The organism is uncultured Dialister sp. (assembly GCF_900541605.1).
In the GTDB taxonomy this organism is placed as follows: domain Bacteria; phylum Bacillota; class Negativicutes; order Veillonellales; family Dialisteraceae; genus Dialister.
In genome coordinates this window covers 1-21,263 of sequence record NZ_UQKJ01000015.1, presented here as the reverse complement: position 1 = coordinate 21,263, position 21,263 = coordinate 1, and the positions used below count along the sequence as shown (strand labels likewise).

The 21,263-nt window shown below is 53.6% G+C and carries 18 protein-coding genes; all 18 read left to right on the top strand.

Features of this window, described 5'->3' with window-relative positions; genetic code table 11:
* The first annotated feature begins 43 nt into the window (after positions 1-43).
* Entirely contained in the window at positions 44-2,971 is a 2,928-nt protein-coding gene (locus QZR21_RS02200) for an insulinase family protein (protein ID WP_296973536.1), read from the top strand.
* A complete protein-coding gene (gluQRS, locus tag QZR21_RS02195; protein ID WP_296096161.1) occupies positions 2,971-3,906 on the top strand; it encodes a tRNA glutamyl-Q(34) synthetase GluQRS in 936 nt (311 codons plus the stop codon). The genes QZR21_RS02200 and gluQRS overlap by 1 nt, the downstream gene beginning before the upstream one ends.
* Before the next feature lie 904 nt (positions 3,907-4,810).
* Positions 4,811-5,248: a division/cell wall cluster transcriptional repressor MraZ gene (gene mraZ, locus QZR21_RS02190; protein ID WP_296096162.1), complete on the top strand. Its 438-nt coding sequence runs from the start codon at positions 4,811-4,813 to the stop codon at positions 5,246-5,248.
* Positions 5,249-5,261: 13 nt separating this feature from the next.
* Positions 5,262-6,194 carry a 16S rRNA (cytosine(1402)-N(4))-methyltransferase RsmH gene (gene rsmH, locus QZR21_RS02185; RefSeq protein ID WP_296096163.1) on the top strand — a complete coding sequence of 311 codons (933 nt, stop codon included), beginning with the start codon at positions 5,262-5,264 and terminating at the stop codon, positions 6,192-6,194.
* A gap of 55 nt (positions 6,195-6,249) precedes the next feature.
* Positions 6,250-6,636 carry a cell division protein FtsL gene (gene ftsL, locus QZR21_RS02180; protein ID WP_296096165.1) on the top strand — a complete coding sequence of 129 codons (387 nt, stop codon included), beginning with the start codon at positions 6,250-6,252 and terminating at the stop codon, positions 6,634-6,636.
* Positions 6,637-7,040: 404 nt separating this feature from the next.
* Complete coding sequence (locus QZR21_RS02175) at positions 7,041-8,546, top strand: UDP-N-acetylmuramoyl-L-alanyl-D-glutamate--2,6-diaminopimelate ligase (RefSeq protein ID WP_296096166.1); 1,506 nt, start codon at positions 7,041-7,043, stop codon at positions 8,544-8,546.
* Between the two features lies 1 nt (position 8,547).
* Positions 8,548-9,939, top strand: a complete 1,392-nt coding sequence (gene murF / locus QZR21_RS02170; RefSeq protein WP_296096169.1) for a UDP-N-acetylmuramoyl-tripeptide--D-alanyl-D-alanine ligase — start codon at positions 8,548-8,550, stop codon at positions 9,937-9,939.
* The gene (gene mraY / locus QZR21_RS02165; protein ID WP_296096171.1) at positions 9,929-10,894 is read left to right on the top strand and encodes a phospho-N-acetylmuramoyl-pentapeptide-transferase; all 966 of its coding nucleotides are present in this window, start codon (positions 9,929-9,931) and stop codon (positions 10,892-10,894) included. Before murF ends, mraY begins: the two co-directional genes overlap by 11 nt.
* Before the next feature lie 348 nt (positions 10,895-11,242).
* Positions 11,243-12,592, top strand: coding sequence for a UDP-N-acetylmuramoyl-L-alanine--D-glutamate ligase (gene murD, locus QZR21_RS02160; RefSeq protein ID WP_363926285.1), 1,350 nt, complete (start codon positions 11,243-11,245; stop codon positions 12,590-12,592).
* An 11-nt stretch (positions 12,593-12,603) separates the two neighbouring features.
* A complete protein-coding gene (gene murG / locus QZR21_RS02155) occupies positions 12,604-13,725 on the top strand; it encodes an undecaprenyldiphospho-muramoylpentapeptide beta-N-acetylglucosaminyltransferase (RefSeq protein WP_296096175.1) in 1,122 nt (373 codons plus the stop codon).
* Positions 13,726-15,126: a UDP-N-acetylmuramate--L-alanine ligase gene (gene murC / locus QZR21_RS02150; RefSeq protein WP_296096177.1), complete on the top strand. Its 1,401-nt coding sequence runs from the start codon at positions 13,726-13,728 to the stop codon at positions 15,124-15,126.
* A complete protein-coding gene (locus QZR21_RS02145) occupies positions 15,116-16,051 on the top strand; it encodes a D-alanine--D-alanine ligase (protein WP_296096179.1) in 936 nt (311 codons plus the stop codon). Before murC ends, QZR21_RS02145 begins: the two co-directional genes overlap by 11 nt.
* A gap of 12 nt (positions 16,052-16,063) precedes the next feature.
* Positions 16,064-16,933, top strand: coding sequence for a cell division protein FtsQ/DivIB (locus QZR21_RS02140; protein WP_296096180.1), 870 nt, complete (start codon positions 16,064-16,066; stop codon positions 16,931-16,933).
* 351 nt (positions 16,934-17,284) lie between these two features.
* A complete protein-coding gene (ftsZ, locus tag QZR21_RS02135; protein WP_296973523.1) occupies positions 17,285-18,319 on the top strand; it encodes a cell division protein FtsZ in 1,035 nt (344 codons plus the stop codon).
* Positions 18,320-18,495: 176 nt separating this feature from the next.
* Positions 18,496-18,999: a transcriptional regulator NrdR gene (nrdR, locus tag QZR21_RS02130; protein ID WP_296096183.1), complete on the top strand. Its 504-nt coding sequence runs from the start codon at positions 18,496-18,498 to the stop codon at positions 18,997-18,999.
* Positions 18,989-19,561: a D-sedoheptulose 7-phosphate isomerase gene (gene gmhA, locus QZR21_RS02125; RefSeq protein ID WP_296096184.1), complete on the top strand. Its 573-nt coding sequence runs from the start codon at positions 18,989-18,991 to the stop codon at positions 19,559-19,561. Before nrdR ends, gmhA begins: the two co-directional genes overlap by 11 nt.
* Positions 19,558-20,067, top strand: a complete 510-nt coding sequence (locus QZR21_RS02120; protein WP_296096186.1) for an HAD family hydrolase — start codon at positions 19,558-19,560, stop codon at positions 20,065-20,067. Before gmhA ends, QZR21_RS02120 begins: the two co-directional genes overlap by 4 nt.
* A gap of 3 nt (positions 20,068-20,070) precedes the next feature.
* A complete protein-coding gene (locus QZR21_RS02115; RefSeq protein WP_296096188.1) occupies positions 20,071-21,063 on the top strand; it encodes a glycosyltransferase family 9 protein in 993 nt (330 codons plus the stop codon).
* Positions 21,064-21,263 lie beyond the last annotated feature (200 nt).

The window sequence follows — 21,263 nt, the reverse complement described above, 5'->3', positions numbered from 1 at the left end:
GTCTTTTGCCTGCGCTTTTCGTACGTTATGGAGGTTTTAAGTGATGAGATGGAAAGAAGGGGACCTGGTCCACGGTTTTCGTGTGGGCCCCATGTCCCATATTGAAGAGGTCAATTCCGATGTGTACATGATGGAGCACGTGAAGAGCGGCGCCCGGCTCATGTACCTGGATAATGACGATGACAACAAGGTCTTTTATATCTGCTTCCGGACGACTCCGGACAATTCGAAGGGCACGCCCCACATCATGGAGCATTCCACCCTCTGCGGTTCCCGGAAATATCCGCTGAAGGAACCGTTCGTGGAACTGGCCAAGGGCTCCCTCAATACGTTTTTGAATGCCATTACCTGGCCCGACAAGACCATGTATCCCATTGCCAGCCGGAATGATGTGGATTTCCACAACCTTATGGATGTGTACCTGGATGCCGTATTCTATCCGAACTGCCTGAAGAATCCCCAGATTCTCATGCAGGAAGGCTGGCACTATGAACTGGAAAGCAAGGACGCACCGCTGACTTACAACGGCGTTGTATACAACGAAATGAAGGGAGCCCTGTCTTCTCCGGAAGCCATCATGGAAGACCGGGCCATGGAGAAGCTGTTCCCCAATACCACCTACGGCGTAGAGTCCGGCGGGGACCCGGAAGTGATTCCGACCCTGTCTTTCCGTGAATTCACGGAATTCCACCGCCGTTTCTACCATCCGTCGAACAGCTACATTTTCCTCTACGGCGATATGGATATCGACAGCACCCTGGCCTACATGGACCATGACTACCTCTCCGCCTTTGACCGGAGAAACGTGGACTCCGCCGTGAAGACCCAGTCTCCCTTTGCCAAGAGGGTCGTAGTGACTGCTCCCTACGGTATCGCGGAAAATGAAAGCACCGAAGGAAAGGGAATCCATGCCCTCTATGTGGCTATGAATGACCACATGTCCACCATGGAATCCCTGGCTTTCCGCATCCTGAATTACGTGCTCATCGATATGGACGGGGCACCTTTGAAGCAGGCCATCCTGGATGCAGGCATCGGCAGCGACCTGTCCGGCGCCTATGGCGACAGCTACAAGCAGCCCGTATGGACCGTAGAAGTGACGGGCTCTGAAGTGGAGAAGCAGCAGCAGTTCGCCGATGTGCTGGACGGGGCTCTCCGGAATATTGCCCTTAAAGGCATCGACAAGGATATGCTGGAAGCAGCCCTGAACTGGACGGAATTCACGGCCTGGGAAAATGATTACCAGGGCCGTCCGAAGGGACTGTTCTACGGCGTCCGGGCCATGGATATGTGGCTCTACGACCGGGACCCCATGGCAGCGCTCCGGTACATCGATGATATCAATACGCTCCGGAAGAACCTGAAGACCAATTACTTCGAAAACCTGCTCCTGAAATACGTCATCAAGAATCCCCACCAGGTCCTCATCACCATGAAGCCGGAAAAGGGACTCACCGAAAAGATGAATAAGGAAACGGCGGAAAAGCTGGCTTCCTTCAAGAGCAGCCTCTCCGATGAGCAGCTTGATGAAATCATGGCTTCCACGAAGGCACTGAAGGAACGGCAGGCTTCCGGTGAAACGGAAGAAGCGCTGAAGACCATTCCTCTCCTGTCCCGGAAGGACCTGAAACGGCCGATTGAAGAGGAAAAACTGGACAAAGATGAAGTCCAGGGCATCACCCATTTCCATTTCGATGTTCATACCAATGGTATTTCCTATGTGAACCTCTATTTCAAACTGGCGGGCCTTACGGAAGAAGACATTCCCTATGCCATCCTCCTGTCCACCCTGCTTCGGAGCCTGTCCACCACGAAGCACAGCTACAGTGAACTGGCCCGGCTCTCCAACGCCTACACCGGCGGCATGAGCTTCGCCATCAATGCCTACGGCAAGGTGGACGATGCGTCGGACTACCTGCCCACCCTTACGGTACGGGCAAAGGCTCTGACCTCCAAGGCCGATAAGCTCATGGACCTTCTGGGGGAAATCATGAACCACACCCTCTTCACTGACACGAAGCGGCTGAAGGAACTGGTGCTCCAGGAAAAATCGGAATGGGATATGAGCGCCTTCTCCCGGGGCCATACCCTCATGATGACAAGGCTGTCCTCCTATTTCTCCCTGGGCGGGGAATTTGCAGAACAGTCCGGCATGAGCTACTACTATTTCCTGTCGGACCTGGCAAAGAATTTCGACAAGAACGCGGAAGCACTGGAAGAAAAACTGGCAGACCTTTCCCGTCGGATTTTCACAAGGGCCAACCTTTTCTATGAAACCGTGGGAGAAAAGGAAGAAAAAGAGGAAATCAACCGGAACCTGTCCCTCGTCATCGACGACATGGCGAAGGGAGAGAAGAAGGAAACCCATGTATTCCACTTCCCGCCGAAATATAAGAACGAAGCCTTCCTCACCTCCGGCAAGGTACAGTACGTAGCGAAGGGTGGCAATTTCAAAGACCACGGCTTTACGTACACCGGGGCTCTCCGGGTGATGGAAACCATCCTCCGGTACGAATACCTGTGGAAGAAGGTCCGGGTACTGGGCGGCGCTTACGGTGCCTTCACCCAGTTCCTCCGGGACGGCACGTCCATTCTCTGCTCCTACCGGGATCCGAACCTGGGAAAGACAGTAGAGGCCTATGAAGAACTGCCGGATTACCTGGAACACCTGGAACTGTCGGACCGGGAAATGACGAAGTACGTCATCGGCACCATGGCGGCCGACGAAATCCAGTTCACCCCGTCCATGAAGGGGGAACGGGCCATGGTTCACTACCTCTCCGGCAATACCCGGGAATCCCGTATGAAGATTCGGGATGAAACCATTAACTGCACGGTGGAGGATATCCGGAAACTGGCACCCCTCGTACGGAGCGTCATGAAGGATCCCTACCTCTGCGTCATGGGCAGCGAAGACAAGATCAAAGAGGACAAGAAACTCTTTGATATCGTCCGCTCCATGCCGGACTGATGAAAGTCAGAACCCGGTTTGCCCCGAGTCCCACGGGCCGCATGCATCTGGGAAACCTGTGGATTGCCTTCCTCAACTGGCTTTGGACGAAACAGAGGGGAGGCACCACGGTGCTCCGGATGGAAGATATCGATAAGGACCGGTGCCGGAAGGAATTCGAAGAGGGCATCCTGGAGGACCTCTCCTGGATGGGCCTGACCTTCGATGAAATGCCGGGAAAGGAGCATCCCTACGGCTCCCTCATCCAGAGCGAGCGGTACGGTTTCTATGGAGACATCCTTTCTTCCATGGAAAAGAAGGGGGACCTTTATCCCTGCTACTGCAGCCGGAGCCGGATTCACAAGATCCTCTCCGCTCCCCATGAGGGAGAAGAGGTACCGGTGTACGATGGCCACTGCCGCAGCCTCACGGCTGAAGAACGGGGGGCTATGACGAAAAAGCCCTGTCTCCGGGTACGGATGGAAGAGGGGGACGTCACATTCCATGACCTCTTCTACGGCGATGAAACCCGGCACCTTTCGGCGGGGAAAGACGACTTCGTCATCCGCAGGGCCGACGGCCTTGTGGCCTACCAGCTGGCGGTCTCCGCCGACGACGGGGCCATGGGCATGACCCACGTATTCCGGGGATGCGACCTCCTTCCCTCCACGGCTTACCAGGTCTGGCTCATAGGGAAGCTGGGGTATAAAGCTCCCACCTATGGCCACCTGCCCCTCTTGGTGGATGAAAAAGGGGTGCGCCTCTCCAAACGGCAGCATGGGATTACCATCCGGGAACTCCGGGAAAAGGGATACACTCCGGAAGACCTCATAGGTCTCCTCCTCCACTGGGCCGGCGCCCTGAAGGACATCCGCCCTGTGAGCCTGAAAGAAGCGGAAACGGTACCCTTCGAAAGAATGAGCGGACTGAAAGAGAAGCATATCAGGGTACTGTGAGATCGAGATTGAGTAAGGTACCTTGAGCGTCGGATATGGATATTTCCATATCCGGCGTTTTTTTGTGTCAAGACGGCAGAGGATGGGCCCGGCCAATAGACATCAGACACCTCCGGTGAAGCCGATTGGCATCAATTCTTCCTGAAATCCCGCCATTGTCAATGATCAGGGAGAACTCTCGGCTCTTTCTTAGGAAGCACTGATTAATTCATTGTCAGATTTCATTCTTGGATTTTTATGCAATGCGAGGAATAACTCGACGCGAATAGCGAGCTATTTAAGGAGAGTTATGACGAAGCAGTGCATAAAAATCCTTATGAAATCTGACTCTGCGAATTAATCAGCGCTTCCCTTACATCCTGTCCTTATGATTCTCATCATTCCGCTGCATACCACCGCTCGAGATGACGATAGGCGGTGAGAGTCAGCAGCGGGGCAAACCGGTTGGCAGTAACCAGTCTCTGTCATGGGTTGAATCGCTTGGATAGCTTGCATCGCTTGAATCAGTTTCACCAACCAACTAACCGGTCCCCATTGTCCCGATGTCCCGCTAACCACTCCCCGTCATTTCGATCGGTGGCAAGCGGCGCTCTATGAATGGTGCGCCTCACCATCATTCCTTACCATTTTGAATAGACTTCGATCTCTACCTCGGTCTCGATCCCATTCCCCACTTTTCACCAGGAGTGGGGATTTTTATTTTTCCTGTTGGGAACTTCCCACAGGATTTTTTATTGCCTTCAGCGGGGGTATGAGGAGACAGCGGGTCAGGAAACCCCGTATTTATCGCATTTTTCAACGGTGGAGGATATCATTTTGCCCAAAGACCAAACAGACTTTTCCGTTGTAGGAAAGTGGGGGAATGTGGTAGAATGTGGATAAATGTGGAGGAGGTGGAAGGATTATGTTCATGAATGAATATTCGCATACGATCGATGCCAAAGGTCGTATGATCCTTCCTGCCAAGTTCCGGGAGGAGCTGGGGGCGAGTTTCGTGCTGGCCCCGGGCCTCGATACGTGTCTCTGCATCTATCCGAAGGAAAAGTGGGATGCCCTCATTGCGAGGCTCCAGAAGCTGCCTTTTACGAACCACAAAGTAAGAAAAATCATGCGCCACCTCATCGGCCGGGGAACGGAAATGGAGTGCGACAAGCAGGGGAGAATCCTGATTCCCCAGCATCTCCGCACCTTTGCGCAGCTGAAGAAGGATGCGGTCATCGTGGGGACAGGTCCCATCATTGAAATCTGGGATCCAACGCTCCTGGATGCCGATGAAAACGGGGATGAATCCATGGCGGATATTGCGGATTCCCTGGATCTGCCGCTGAATTTTGATTTATAAGGAGGAGGGTTTCATGGAATTCCATCACACCACGGTTCTTCTGAATGAAATGATCGATTCTGTGCTCACCGATCCTCATGGGATTTATGTGGACTGCACCCTGGGCGGTGGGGGCCATTCCTTCGCCCTGTCCCAAAAGCTGGCGGATGACGCCCTTCTCATCGGTATCGACCAGGACCAGGAAGCCATCGATGCGGCGGGGGAGCGGCTGAAGGATACGAAGTGCCGCCACCTGTTTGTACGGGATAATTTCTCCCACATGGACAGCATCCTGGCATCCCTCCATCTGGACAAGGTGGACGGGTTCATTTTCGACCTGGGCGTTTCCTCCCACCAGCTGGACGATGGGGAACGGGGATTTTCCTATATGAATAACGGAAAGCTGGACATGCGGATGGACCAGCGGAACCCGCTCACCGCCTACACCATTGTGAATACCTACGAAGAAGATGACCTGGCGCGGATCATCAAGGAGTACGGAGAAGAACGGTGGGCCAGGCGGATTGCAAAGTTCATCGTGGAATTCCGGGAAAAGAAACCGATCGAGACCACGGAGGACCTGGTAAACGTCATTAAGGCGGCCATTCCGGCCCATGCCAGAAGGAATGGGCCCCATCCGGCGAAGCGGACGTTCCAGGCTATCCGGATTGAAGTGAATAATGAGCTTGGCATCCTGAAGGATACCATGGAAGCCTGTGTGAACCACCTGAATGTGGGAGGCCGGCTGGGGGTCATTACCTTCCAGTCCCTGGAAGACCGGATCATCAAGAGAACCTTCCGGGAAATGGAAAGGGACTGCATCTGCCCGCCGGACCTGCCGGTGTGCGTTTGCCACCATCACAGGACCGTGAAGAGCTGCGGAAAGCCTATCAAACCGTCGGAAAAGGAAATTGAAGAAAACCCGAGAGCCCGGAGTGCGGTACTCCGTGTGGTAGAGCGGGTGTAAGAAATACTGTTGAAAATGGGATTTTGCTGAATATTGTATCGGGGAGAGATGGATTATGGTTTCTCAAAATGTACAGATGATGAATTACATGTCCTCCATGCCGGGGACGGCTGCCATCCCGCGGGAAAGGGAAGAAAGCCGGGAGCGGGCTGAGGGGCAGAGTCTTTTTCATGACGTCATCCTGGGGATTGCCCTCATCCTCCTGCCATTCCTCGTGAGCACTCTCCTGAACAGCATCAATGTACAGGCCGAATACAATATGCAGCAGGTCCGCTCGGAAGTGATGACACTGGAAAAGGAAAATTCCGTACTGAAACTGGAAGTGGCAAGGCTCGATGCGCCGGTGCGGATCCAGAAGCTGGCGGAAAAGAAACTGGGCATGCGGCTCCCGGTACGGAATATCTACGGAAGCAGCGAAGCAGCGGTTGTGGCTAAGCGGTAGATTGAGTGCCTGCCCAAAGGAGTAAATGGGGCTAAAGGTGGTGGGTGAACATCGCTTCGCCTGTTCACCGGGTTGTAGACGCTTCGCGCCGGGCACATAAGGTGCAGAACCCGCCACAGGCGGCGAATCCACCTCATGCCCCCGCTTCTGCGAGCGCAGCGATGTCGAAGCGACGCTCGACCCGCCACCGTTAGCCCCCCATACGAATGAGCAATATGTCAGCCAACAATAAAACGTCTATTAAAGAAAAAGCGGCCTTTTTTCGGGGCCGCTATTGTACTTATTGGGGATTTACGCTATCATAAATAATGACGCTTTATGTGTAAGCGCTGAATCATTCGCAGCCTTTGATTTTCGAAAACACTGCTTTTAATGAACATAGAAATTTTGCAGAGGTGATTATTTTGAAAAAATTATCGGACCTTGTTACCATGACAGCCGTAGAAAAAGTAGAAGGGCCGGCAGATGTAGAAATTCTTGATGTGACAGCGGATTCCCGAAAAGTGGAGAAGGGAAGTCTCTTTATCTGTCTTTGCGGTGCCCATGTGGATGGACATGACTTTGTGGACGCTGCGGTGAAGAAAGGGGCAGCAGCCATTGTGGCTTCCAAAGAAATCAGTGTACCAGCTTCTGTGGCTGTGGTGTATGTTAAGGACACCCGGAAGGCCATGGAAGACATGGTACCCTTTTTCTTTGATTACCCCACCCGTAAAATGCGGATGATCGCTCTGACCGGCACCAACGGCAAGACCACCACCACCCATATTGCTGCCCATATTCTCCATCATGTGGGATACAAGACCGGCGTCATCGGTACCATCCATGCCCTCATCGGGGATAAGGAAATTCCTACCCACAATACAACACCCGACGTGATTGACCTGGACCGGATCCTGGCCCGGATGGCGGAAGAGAAGGTGCAGTACGTGTGCATGGAAGTTTCTTCCCATTCCCTGGTGCTGGGACGGGTAGCGGGCTGTGAATTCGACGATGCCGTCTTCACAAACCTCACCGAAGACCATCTGGATTTCCACAAGACCATGGACAACTATGCCCATGCCAAGGCCATCCTGTTCCACATGGTTTCTTCCAAAGGACAGACAAAGAAAGGAAAGTCCGCCTGGGTCAACATGGACGATCCCTATGCCCACGTCATGGAAGAGGGTGTGGAAGACAGGACCATCTGTGCCCTCCACACCTACAGCATGGTGCATCCGGAGGCGGACCTCTATGCCCATGATATCCATTTCACCGGCAAATCTTCGGCGTTCAAAGTGGCCTACAGAGGAAAGGACTACGACTTCGAAACGAAGCTGGCAGGCCGGTTCAATGTGTACAATACCCTGGGCGCCGTAGGCGCTGCCCTGTCTGAAGGGGTGGCCATGGATGATATCGTGGACGCCATGAAAGATTTCCACAGCGTTCCCGGCCGGTTTGAACTGATCGATGAAGGACAGCCTTTCACGGTGGTGGTGGACTATGCCCATACACCGGACGGACTGGAAAAGATTCTTACCACTGCGGAAGAAATCACGAAGGGCCGCATTATCGTAGTCTTCGGCTGCGGCGGCGACCGGGACAAGCTGAAACGGCCTATCATGGGACGGATCGCTGCCCGGAATGCGGACATCGCCCTCGTTACCAGCGACAATCCCCGCACCGAAGATCCGAATGAAATCGTGAAAGAAGTGGCGGCGGGAGTCGAAGAAATCAAGAAAGAAAAGCCTTCTCTCGAATACGAAGTCATCGTGGACCGCCGGAGCGCTATCCGCCGTGCCATTGCCCTGGCAAAACCGGGGGACATTGTCCTCATTGCAGGCAAGGGCCACGAGGATTACCAGATCCTGAAGGACAGGACCATTCACTTTGATGACAGGGAAGAAGCTAGAAAAGCTTTGAAGGAGATTTGATATGGCTTCATTTACACTGGATGAAATCGCAAAGGCCACGGGAGGCCGTCTTCTTGTGAAGGGCGCCTCTTCCTTTGTAACAGGCGTCAGCACCGATACGAGAACCATCAGGGAAGGGGAACTCTTCATTGCCCTCATCGGTGAAAATTTCAACGGCCATGAGTTCCTGAAGCGGGCCGTCCTTTCCGGCGCAGCAGCAGTGGTGATTTCCGATGAATCCTATGAAAAGGACCTGGATCCCTCGGTATCCGTATTTCTTGTGAAGGATACGAAGCAGGCCCTGGAGGATGTGGCCCATTTCCATCGGATGCGTTTCCAGGTGCCCGTCATCGGCGTCACCGGTTCCAATGGAAAAACGACGACGAAGGATATGATTACTGCCCTCCTTTCCACCCGGTTCAACGTATGCGCCACACAGAAAAATTTCAACAATGAAATCGGCCTGTCCATGACCCTCCTTTCCATGACGGAAAAGACGGAGGTCTGCGTGGTGGAAATGGGGATGCGGGGATTCGGCCAGATTGCCGAACTCTGCCGCATTGCCAGTCCCACCATGGGGGTGGTGACGAATGTGGGAACTTCCCACATCGGTATCCTGGGAAGCCAGGATAACATTGCCAAAGCAAAGAAAGAACTCATCGATGCCCTGCCCGATGATGGCACCGCCATCCTGAACGGCGACGATCCCCGGGTAAGCGCCATGGGCGAAGGCTTTGCGGGCCGGGTCATCCGGTATGGCCTCGCCGGCCGGTACACGGTGCGGGGGAGCGACGTGAAGTTTGAATCGGAAGATACTCGCTATACCTGTACCTGCTTCGATGAAGCATTCAAGGTGAAACTGCACCTGCTGGGCGTGCACAATGTATACGATGCGCTGGCTGCCACGGCGGCTGCCAGGGTGCTCGGCGTGGATACCGGTAAAATCCGCACCGCCCTTTCCGATTTCCGTCCCGCCACCCAGCGGCAGAGCATTGTGGAAATCGGGGGCCTTACGGTGATCGATGATTCCTATAATGCCAACCCCCTTTCCATGGAAATGGCATTCCGCTCTGCAAAACAGGTGCCGGGGAAACGGTATTTCCTGGTGCTGGGCGACATGGGAGAACTGGGTAAATTTGAAGAAAAACTGCATTACGATACAGGGAAGAAAGCGGCAGAGCTCGGCTTTGACGGTCTTATCACCGTGGGTCCCCTGTGCCGGTTCCTGGCCAAAGGAGCGGAGCAGGGGGGCATGAAGGAAGTCATTACCTGCGACACCTGCGAAGAAGCGGCGTCCCATCTCCTGAAACTGGTTTCCGAGGGAGACGTGGTGCTGGTGAAGGGTTCCCATTACATGCACATGGAAAAGATTCCGGAAATTCTGAGAGGGGCTTTAGAGAAGAATGGAAAGTAATTATTTCATATATCTGGCGGAAGCCGCCGTCCTGACGGTGATTCTTGGATTTTTCGGCATTCCCCTTTTAAAGAAAATGAAAGCCCGCCAGTCTATCCGGGAAGAGGGACCAAAGTCCCACCGGGTCAAGAGCGGCACCCCCACCATGGGTGGCCTCTTCATGCTGCTGGCAGCGGTGCTGGTGGTCATTTTCAATAAGATGATTGATCCGTCGGTGCTGTGGCTCCTGTTCCTGACCCTGGGCCACGGGCTCCTGGGATTCCTTGATGATTTCATCAAGGCCGAAAAGAAACGGAACCTGGGCCTCACGGCGAAGCAGAAAATGCTGGGCCAGATCATCCTGGCGGTGCTCTTCTGCTGGGGTGTAGTGGATACGCTGCACCTGCCTTACTCCATTGCTATTCCATTTACCCAGATTGATATTTCCATCGGCCTTCTGTACTATCCCTTCGTGGTGCTCGTCATCGTAGGCGCTTCGAATGCGGTAAACCTCACCGATGGCCTCGACGGCCTGGCAGCAGGATGCTGTGTCATCTGCTTCTCCGCCTATGCCGTCTTCTGCTACATGACCGGATTCAACGATCTCGGCTATTTCATTATTACCCTGGCAGGATGCTGCGTGGGATTCCTGTTCTTTAACTACCATCCGGCCAAAGTATTCATGGGGGATACGGGGTCCCTGGCCCTGGGCGGCGCCATCGCCGGCATTTCCGTCATGACAAGGACGGAGCTCCTCCTCATTTTCCTGGGCATGATTTTCGTGCTGGAAGCGCTGTCCGTCATCATCCAGGTCGCTTCTTTCCAGCTCACCGGGAAGAGGGTTTTCAAAATGAGCCCTCTCCATCACCATTTTGAACTGTCCGGCTGGAGTGAAGTCCACGTAGTATGGGCCTTCTGGATTTTCGAAGGCATCGCGGCCTGCGTGAGCCTCCTTTTCGCCATTCGGGCACTGTAACTGAAAAAGAAGTTCTATGGCATCCATAGAATTTCTTTTTTCATGAGATTCAGTTATAATAATTTAAATAATAGAGAAGAAAGGGCACTGGCTTTGCCAGGGCTGTGACTGCGTCATGGCCGTGGACTGCGTCCAGGGCTAAAGCTTCGCTTGGGCTTAAGGAATAAATCTTGATTTCCTTGAGCCCAGGCGATAGCCTGAGCCCTGATCGCCAGGCCATTGCCTTGTCCGAAGGACAGAGCCCCGGCCTGAAAGGCCGCAGCCCTTTTCAACATCAATCTGTCACGTATTGAACATGTATCCATATACAGTGAATTGATAAATAAATTTCCCGGGGAGGTAAACGAATTGAAAAGTGTATTGATTCTCGGCGCAGGTATCAGCGGACTGGGAGCAGCCCATGTCCTTCTCCGTCATGGAGCTGACGTACTGATTTCAGACCTGAAAGATTCTGTACAGGATAAAAAAGAAAAAGCAGCGCTCACGGAGCTGGGCGCCCGGTTCCGTTTCGGTCCCCAGTCCGAAGAACTGCTGGACGGGGTGGACACGGTCGTTGTTTCTCCGGTCATTCCGAAGGAGAACCCCATCGTCCAGGCGGCATTCAAGAAAAATATCCCCGTCATCAGTGAAGTGGAGCTGGCGTACCGGGTGACAAAGGCGCCGATTCTGGCCATTACCGGCACCAACGGAAAGACCACCACCACCACCCTTCTGGGGAGCATGGTGAGCAAGAGCGGCCGTCCCTTTGCGCTGGCAGGAAATCTGGGAATTTCCCTGTCCCGGGAAGCGGAACTGGTGCCGGAAGATGGACTCATTGCGGCAGAAGTTTCCAGTTTCCAGCTGGAATTTATCAAGTCCTTCAAGCCCCGGGCGGCGGTGATTCTGAATATTACACCGGACCACCTGGAACGGCACCATACCATGGAGGCCTATGTGGCAGCAAAGGCCCGGATTTTTGAAAATATGGATGAAAATGACTGCCTCCTTTTGAATGCGGACGATCCCTATACACCGGAACTCAAAAAAAAGGCGGAAAGCCATACCCATGTGTGCCTTCTTTCTACATCCCATGAGGTGGAGGAAGGGGCGTTCCTTAAGGGCGACATGCTGACTTTAAGAAGAAATGGGAAAGACATTCCCCTCTGCACCACGGGAGAATTGAAACTCAAGGGCAGCCAGAATTACCAGGATGCCCTGGCCGCTTCGTTCCTGGCCAATGAAGGGGGCGTACCACGGGATGTTATCGTGGCAGCTCTGAAGGAATTCACATCCCTTCCGAACCGCATCGAATATGTACGGACCCTTCGGGATGTGGAATACTATAACGATTCCAAAGCCACAAACACCGATGCTGCAGAGAAGGGCATGAGTGCCTTCGGCCATCCGGTTATCCTTATTGCCGGCGGTTACGACAAGGGGACACCGCTGGAAGAATTTATGGGAGAAGTGAAGAAACATACGAAACATCTCATTCTCCTTGGAGCGGCGGCAGACCGCTTTGAAAAGGCGGCGAAGGCGGCCGGCGTTTCGTCCATTTTCCGGGTATCTTCCATGGAGGAAGCCGTGAAAAAGGGGCAGGAACTGGCAAAACCGGGGGATGTGGTCATCCTTTCACCGGCCTGCTCTTCCTTTGATATGTACCATAACATGGAAGAACGGGGCATGGATTTCAAACGTATTGTGAATCGTCTTAAATAAGTGGGGACCTAATGAAACGTGTGATTTTATCAGGCGGCGGTACGGGGGGACATATTTATCCCGCCATTACCATCGCCAGGGAATTAGAAAAACTGGATGATGTGGAATTTCTGTTTGTAGGGACACCGAACGGCATGGAATCCCGGATTATCCCAAAGGAAGGATACAAGTTTGCCTCCATTCCGGCCTATGGCCTGAAGCGGTCTCTCACCGTGAAGAATGTGGGTATTCTCATGAAGACGGCGGCCAGCCTCTGGAAGGCCCGGTCCATTCTCCGCCATTTCCATCCGGACGTGGTCATCGGTACCGGCGGCTACGTGTGCGGTCCTATTCTTATGGCGGCCGCCCTGTCCCACATTCCTACCCTTATCCAGGAACAGAATGTGATTCCCGGTATTACGAATAAGATTCTGAGCCACGTGGTGGACAAGATTGCCCTGGGTTACGAAGCGGCAAAGGTCCGTTTTCCCCATCCTGAGAAATGCGTATACACCGGCAACCCTATCCGGCCGGACGTGATCGAGGCCAGGCGGGAGGAATCCCGGCGGATTCTCGGCATCCCGGAGGGTACATTCATGGTGCTCATCACCGGCGGCAGCCGGGGAGCCCGGTCCATTAACAACGCCATGAAGGGGGTCCATGAACACTTCAGGGACAGGGACAATCTCTGCCTCTACCATGTGACAGGGACCCTGGACTATGATAAGATAAAAAGCGATCTCCACGCCGACGAAGACGGACGGGTGGGCAAGGCAGGCCGTATCATAAAGTACGAATACCGGATGCCCCTGGCCCTGGCCGCGGCGGATCTCATCATCTGCCGGGCCGGTGCTGTGAGCCTGGCGGAACTGGCGGCCCGGGGGCTGCCGGCTATCCTCGTGCCCTATCCCTATGCGGCAGAGGATCACCAGACCTATAACGCCCGGGTCTTCGTGGCAGCGGGAGCGGCCAAGATGATCGTAGACAAATACCTGACGGATAAGGAACTGATCCAGGATATAACGTTCCTCATGGGCAGTCCCTCCACCCTGTCCCATATGTCCGACGCATCGAAGGGACTGGGAAGAATCCATGCAGGCCAGGATATTGCAAAGCTGGCGCTGGAATTATCCGAAAAGAGGAGTAGAGAGTAAATGGATCTCAATGCATATAAAAGTTTTCATTTCATCGGCATCGGCGGCATGGGGATGCGGGCCCTGGCGGAAATCCTGCTGGAAAAGGGATATACCGTTTCCGGCTCCGATATGGCCGATTCTCCGGTGCTGGCTGACTTCCGGTCCCGGGGCGCCCATATTGCCATCGGCCACGACGCTTCCCATGTGAAAGGGGCCGGCTGCGTGGTGATTTCTTCCGCCATTTCTGAAGATAATCCGGAACTGGCAGAAGCCCGGAAAGAGGGGATTCCCGTATTCCACCGGTCCGATGTACTGGCGGCGCTCCTTGAAAAAGGCCGTGGCATTTCCATTGCCGGGGCCCATGGGAAATCCACCACCTCCGGCATGATGGGCCAGATTTTCTATGAAGCGGGACTTGACCCTACCATTATCCTGGGGGCTGCGGCGGACTATATCCATGGAAATTCCACCTGCGGCAAAGGGGACTATGTCATAGCGGAAGCCGACGAAAGCGATGGGTCCTTCCTGAAATTCAAAAACTACATCACCGTGGTTACCAATGTGGAAGATGACCATCTGGACCATTACGGCACGGTGGAAAACATCCGGAAAGCCTTCGCGGAATTCGTGAACCACATTTCCTATGATGACGGAGCGGCTTTCCTCTGCGTGGACAGCGAAGGGGTGCGGGCTATCCTTCCCGCTATCCATAAGAAGGTCATTACCTTCGGCCTCGATGAAGGAGCAGATTACAGGGCCCTTTCGCCGCGGTATGAAAAGGATGCCCTTTACTACGATGTATGGCATGATGGAAAAATCCTCGGTACCATCCGGCTCCACATTCCGGGGCTCCACAATGTGCGGGATTCCCTGGGCGCCGTGGCAGCGGCCCTGTACTGCGGTATCCCCTTTGAAAAGATTGCTTCCGCCCTGTCCCATTTCCATGGGGTCAAGCGGCGGTTTGAGACAAAATACAAGGATGACAGCCTGTGGATCGTGGATGATTATGCCCACCATCCCACAGAAATCAAAGCGACCCTGAAGGCGGCCAGGGAAATCGGAAATCGGCGCATTGTCTGCGCTTTCCAGCCGCACCGCTACTCCAGGACAAAGCTTTTGCAGGATGAATTCGCAGAAGCCTTCGACGATGGGGACGTGCTGTTCTTCACGGATATTTATGCAGCCAGTGAAGATCCGATTCCCGGCATTGACGGCCATCTCATCCCAAAACGGGTAGGGGAAAGGCTTCCGGAAAAGGAAATCCACTATATTCCCCATGTGGAAGATATGGCCAAGGCACTGTATGATTTCATTCGCCCCGGAGATATGGTAATTACCATGGGGGCCGGCAGTATTTACAGGGCCGGGGAAGAACTGGTTCGTTTGATTAAAGAAAAGGGAATGCCAAGTGATCACTAAAAATACAAAAATCGTTGTGTTAATGGGCGGTCCTTCCACGGAAGCGGAAGTATCCAGGAATACGGGTTCCGCCATTGCGGAAGCCCTGTCTTCCATCGGTTATTCCGTGATTCCCATGGAATATGATCCCCACCATGTGGTAGAAAAGCTGAAAGAAGCGGGAGCGGAAGTGGTGTTTATCGCCCTCCACGGGAAATACGGAGAAGACGGTACCATCCAGAGCGTGCTGGAACTGGCCCGGATTCCCTATACCGGAAGCGGCGTCACCTCTTCTGCCATTACCATGGACAAGATCATGTCCAGCCACCTCTTCAAGCAGGCCGGCATGCCCATGGCCCATTCCAAGGCTTACTACCTGAAAGATGGGAAGGAAGCGGTGATGGAAGACATCTGCCGTAATTTTGATTTCCCCGTGGTTTTGAAACCGGCCTGTGAAGGCTCTACCATCGGCATCGAAATCGTGAAACATAAAGAGGACCTTCCCGATGCACTGACCCGGGTATTCAAGGTGGAACCGAGAATCCTGGCGGAAGATTACCTGGACGGCGGCGAATTTACGGTATCCGTATTCGATGGCAAGGCGCTGCCGGTCATCCAGATCTGCCCCCATTCCGGCCAGTACGATTACCATTCCAAGTACACGAAGGGCGCTACGGACTACATCGTTCCCGCCCCGATTTCCGATGAACTGGCAAAGGAAATGAGCGAAATCGCAGAGACCGGCTACCGCATCTGTGAATGCAAGGGCGCGGTACGTTTCGATTTCAAAACCAATAAAGAGGGAAAGCCCTTCGTTCTGGAGGCCAATTCCATTCCCGGCATGACATCCACCAGCCTTGTACCGAAGGCAGCAGCGGCAGCGGGGATTTCTTTCCCCGAGCTCTGCGAAAAAATCCTCATGGAAGCGGGTCTGGATAAAGTCTGATAGGCAGGCATTATGGATAATTTCAAAAGCTTTAACGAATTTTTGAAGGAACAGCACGGCGGAGCGCCGGAAACACAGGCGGCTCCAAAGGAGCCGCCTTCTCAGCAGCCATCCCCGGAAGAGCCGCCGAAGGAACCGGTCAAAAAGAAGAAGCATAAAAAAGAGAGTTCCCATACCGGATCTTCCGTGAAGAACTACGTCTTTGGCGGCGTGGTGGTGGTGCTGGCAGGCATACTGGCCCTGTTTCTCCTTCCCATTCCCCTGGGATACATCAGCCTTACCGGCACCGATGTGCTCACGGTGGATGATATCCTTTTTGAAGGGAAAATCCGGCAGCCCGTCAATGTACTCCAGGTGAGCACCACGGACCTTACCCGCCGTCTTTCCAAAGATATCCGGGTTTCGTCGGTGACAGTAACGAGGAAGTTCCCCTTTGTCCTCTCCGTGGACATTACGGACCGCCGGCCCGTGGCCATTGTGCAGGATCAGTTCGGCTATGCCTTCGTGGACGCCGATGGCATGGTCATGGATACCACCCAATCCATTAAAAAGGTGGAAGTGCCCCTTATCACAGGGAAGAAGATGGGAAATCTTCTCCTGGGAGACCGGATTTCCGGGGACGACGTGGCAAAGGCACTGGATTTCCTGAATAACCTGTCCCCCGATGGGCTCAAGGTATTCTCGGAAATCAATATCGGCAATGCGGACAGCATCAAAGCCTATACCCGCGACGGCATTACCGTGCGCCTCGGGGAAGGGGATAACATGGCGGACCGGGCAAAGCTCGCCGAAAATATGGTGGGCGACGTGAAGGCCCGGAAGCTGTCAGTGGAATACGTGGATGCGAACCTGGCATCGCCGTTCATTAAACTGAAGAAGTAAGTGAGCGGAGACTTCAGCCTCCATGTGTATAATGGGGGTGTAAAGGTTGTGGATCGAGTCCGTTTCGCTGGCTATTGTTACTACCTTACGCCCCCGGTGCGAAGCACCCACCACCCGGTGAACTGGCGAAGCAAGGTTCACCCACAACCATTAGCCCCATTCACCGGTTTGGTCACACACTTACCGCACATAGCATAACAAAAAATCTTATATGATTATGTCTAACCCTGTAGCGAACTTGGGCAAAGTATTGTACAATGATAGATATGATTGAAAAGAAGATGAACAACCATGGATATTGAAAAAACAGGTCAAGCTCATGACGCAAAAGATCCTAAAGGAGGAGCGAACATGGAACAGTCTGAAATTGCAAAAATTAAAGTCATCGGTGTAGGCGGCGGCGGAAATAACGCCGTAAACCGTATGATTGATGAAGAAGTTAAGGGCGTAGAATTTATCGCTGTCAATACAGAATTACAGGTCCTGAATAAATCAGAAGCGGAAACAAAGATCCAGATCGGCGAAAAGCTGACAAAGGGCCTCGGCGCTGGCGCTAAACCGGAAGTAGGGGAACAGGCCGCTGAAGAATCCCGGGAAGACCTCACAAAGGCACTTACCGGTGCAGACATGGTATTCGTTACTGCCGGCATGGGCGGCGGTACCGGTACCGGTGCAGCTCCTGTAGCAGCTCAGTGCGCTAGAGAACTGGGCGCCCTGACCATCGCCGTTGTTACCAAACCGTTCAGCTTTGAAGGCAAAGTTCGTGCCAAGAATGCAGCGGAAGGGATTGAACGGCTGAAACAGAACGTAGATGCCATCCTCGTCGTTCCGAACGATAAACTGATGAGCATCATCGATAAGAAAACCTCTATTAAAGATGCCTTCAAGACCGCCGACGACGTGCTCCGCCAGGGCATCCAGGGTATTTCCGACCTCATTACTGTACCGGGCATCATCAACCTGGACTTCGCCGATGTGAGAACCATCATGAGCGACCAGGGCGATGCACTGATGGGTATCGGCATCGGCACCGGCGACAACCGCGCCAGCGATGCTGCTACCATGGCTATCAACAGCCCGCTCCTCGAACGGAGCATTGAAGGTGCCAAGGGCATCATCATCAACATTACAGGCAATGAAGACCTGGGCCTCTTCGAAATCAATGAAGCTTCCCAGATCATCACAGAAGCGGCAGATCCCGATGCAAACATCATCTGGGGTACTTCCGTGGACCCGGATCTCGACAACGATACCGTGAAGATTACCGTTATTGCCACCGGCTTCGGCGACAAGAAGAAGAGCTCCGCTCCCCAGGGCGGCAGCCGCTTCAGCAATGCTGTAAGACCGGCTACCGGTATTGCGGTTCCTGAATTCCTCAGAAAATAAGGAAATTTCCCCTATGGGAATGTTTCCGGAATTTCATGGCTTACCGGATTTCATCTGACCGATAGCTGTGCAAGGAAGACCAGAAATCCCTGAAGCCGGAAAATCAGTGTTTCCATACGATATAAAAGGCCACACCGCAGCTGCAGTGTGGCTTTTTCTTCCAAAGGAGCAGCCATATGAAATGCCCTTACTGCAACAGTCCGGATACAAAGGTCACAGATTCCCGGGATACCGATGACGGTACGTCTATCCGCCGCCGCCGGCAGTGCCTTACCTGCGGCCGCCGGTTTACGACCTATGAGACCGTGGAAGAGAACCAGATCCGGGTTATTAAGAAAGACGGGAGCCGGGAGCTTTTTGACCGGACAAAAATCCGGAACGGTATCATCCGGGCCTGTGAAAAACGAAATATTACGTCCGCCCAGATTGATGACGTGGTGAATCGGATTGAGAAGAAAATCCGTAACGGACTGGACCAGGAAGTGTCCTCCGAGACCATCGGCCGCATGGTGATGGACGAACTGAAGGACCTGGACCAGGTGGCCTATGTCCGCTTTGCTTCGGTTTACCGCGAATTTAAGGATATCGGCAGTTTCATGAGCGAGCTGGAAGCCCTCATGAACAGCCATAAAGGAAAAGACATGCCCTCCTCCGGCAGAAAGGATTCCCATGAACATTGATATGATTACCGGCGCCTTTGATGCGCACCAGCGGGTGCTTGAAAAAAGCCGCGCCTTGATTCCCACCATATCCGCCATGGCGGACATATGCCGGGAAGCGCTGAAAAGGGGGAATAAGATCCTGGTCTGTGGCAATGGCGGCAGCGCTGCCGATGCCCAGCATATTGCGGCGGAATTTGTGGGCCGCTTTCACAATGAACGGATTTCCCTCCCCGCCATTGCTCTCACCACAGATACATCGATTCTGACCGCTGTGGCCAATGATTACAGCTATGACCGGGTTTTTGCCCGGCAGGTGGAAGGCCTTGGACGGCCGGGAGATGTTCTCTGGGGGATTTCTACCAGCGGAAACAGCGCCAATGTGGTGGAAGCCTTGAAAATGGCAAAGGAAAAGGGACTCGTTACCATCGGTTCCACCGGTAAGGACGGAGGGAAAATGGTTTCCCTCTGCCGGGAAATCCTGGTGGTCCCCGATGACAACACGGCCCGGATCCAGGAAATCCACATGCTTGCAGCCCACTCTATCTGTGAAGTCATCGATGGGCTGGACTGGAACAAATGAAGAAAGCCATATTTTTTGACCGGGACGGCGTTCTGAACGAAGATGACGGCTACGTTCACTCCATGGAAAAACTCCGCTGGGTTCCCGGCGCCCGGGAAGCGGTGGGGCGTCTCTGCCGGGAGGGATGGCTTCTTTTCGTCGTCACAAACCAGAGCGGCGTGGCCCGCGGCTACTACGGAGAAGAGGACGTGCGCCGGCTCCATGATTCGATGAATGAAGAATTCCGCCGGTATGGGGGAGAAATTACTGAATTTTTCTACTGTCCCCACCTGCCGGGTGCTGCTATTGCAGCCTACGATAAAGTCTGCAGCTGCCGAAAACCGGCACCGGGCATGATTCTTTCCGCCATTTCCAAATATGACCTGCCCAAAGACCGGTGCTTTCTCTTCGGCGACGGCGAGCGGGATATGGAGGCTGCCAGGCGGGCAGGCATCCGGAGTTTCCTCTTTACCGGTGGAAACCTGGATGACTTTATCCGCTCCGTGCTGCCTCCTGTAAAGGATTAACCAATGGGTAACGACTATAAAAATATTCTGATTATCAAAATGAGCTCCCTGGGCGATATCATCCATGCCCTGCCTTCGCTCTATGCGCTTCGGGAAATCTACCCCAAAGCCCGTATTACCTGGGCCGTGCATCCTGCCTTTGCAGGAATTCTGCCGGGGAAGCCCTGGATTGATGAAATCTACCTGGTAGACAGGAAACGGATTAAAGAAATCTCCTACCTCCGGCAGGTGCACCAGGATCTGAAATCCCGCCACTTCGACCTGGTCATCGACCTGCAGATGATTGCCAAAAGCGGCATCATTTCCTTCCTCTCCGGATGTAAGAACCGCATCGGCTATAATGATGCCCGGGAAGGCAGTTTCCTCGCAAGCCATCCTGTGGCGGGACCCCATAAAAAGGGACACATCATCGAGCAGCTCCTCGATGTGATCCGCTATCTGGGCTGGGAAGGGGATACCATTGAATTTCCCCTCCATGATTATAAAAAAGAAATGGATACAGTATCCCATCTCCTCCAGCAGGAAGGAGTAGACGGCCCCTATGCGGTCCTCGTGCCCGGTACCCGGGGAGAAGCAAAAAAGTGGCCTATTTCTTTCTGGGGAGAACTGGCATCCCTGTTTTCCGAGCACCATGTATATAACGTCATTTCCGGCACCGCCGGAGAAATGGACATGGGAAAGGCCATCAAAGAGTCTTCTCCCTCTCCCTATACGGTAAATCTTATGGGAAAAACATCTCTCCTGGAGCTGGCAGCCCTGGAGAAAATGGCATCCCTCCATATTTCCAGCGACACCGGTCCCCTTCATATCGCCAACGCCGTGCATACGCCGCTGATTGCTCTTTTCGGGCCCACACTCCCCGACCGGAGCGGCCCCTACGGCAATAAGAACAGCACTGTCCTCCTGGCAGACAATCCGGGAACGAAGGAATGCCGTATGGACACGATTCCCGTGGAAAGGGTATTTGGAAAAGCCATGGAGATGCTGGGAAAATAGAATTGAGAATTGAGAATTGAGAATTGAGAATTGAGAGTTGAGGTCCAGCGGCTTCTCCGTGGGGCTGGTGGGGGTGCGGTCGGAGTTACTCAGTCGGGAGCTGTTGGTTTTTAGCTTCCGGGAACGCCGATCAGCCTGCGGCGTATTTCTAGGGAAGCACTGATTAAATCGTTGTCAGATTTCATTCTTGGATTTTTATG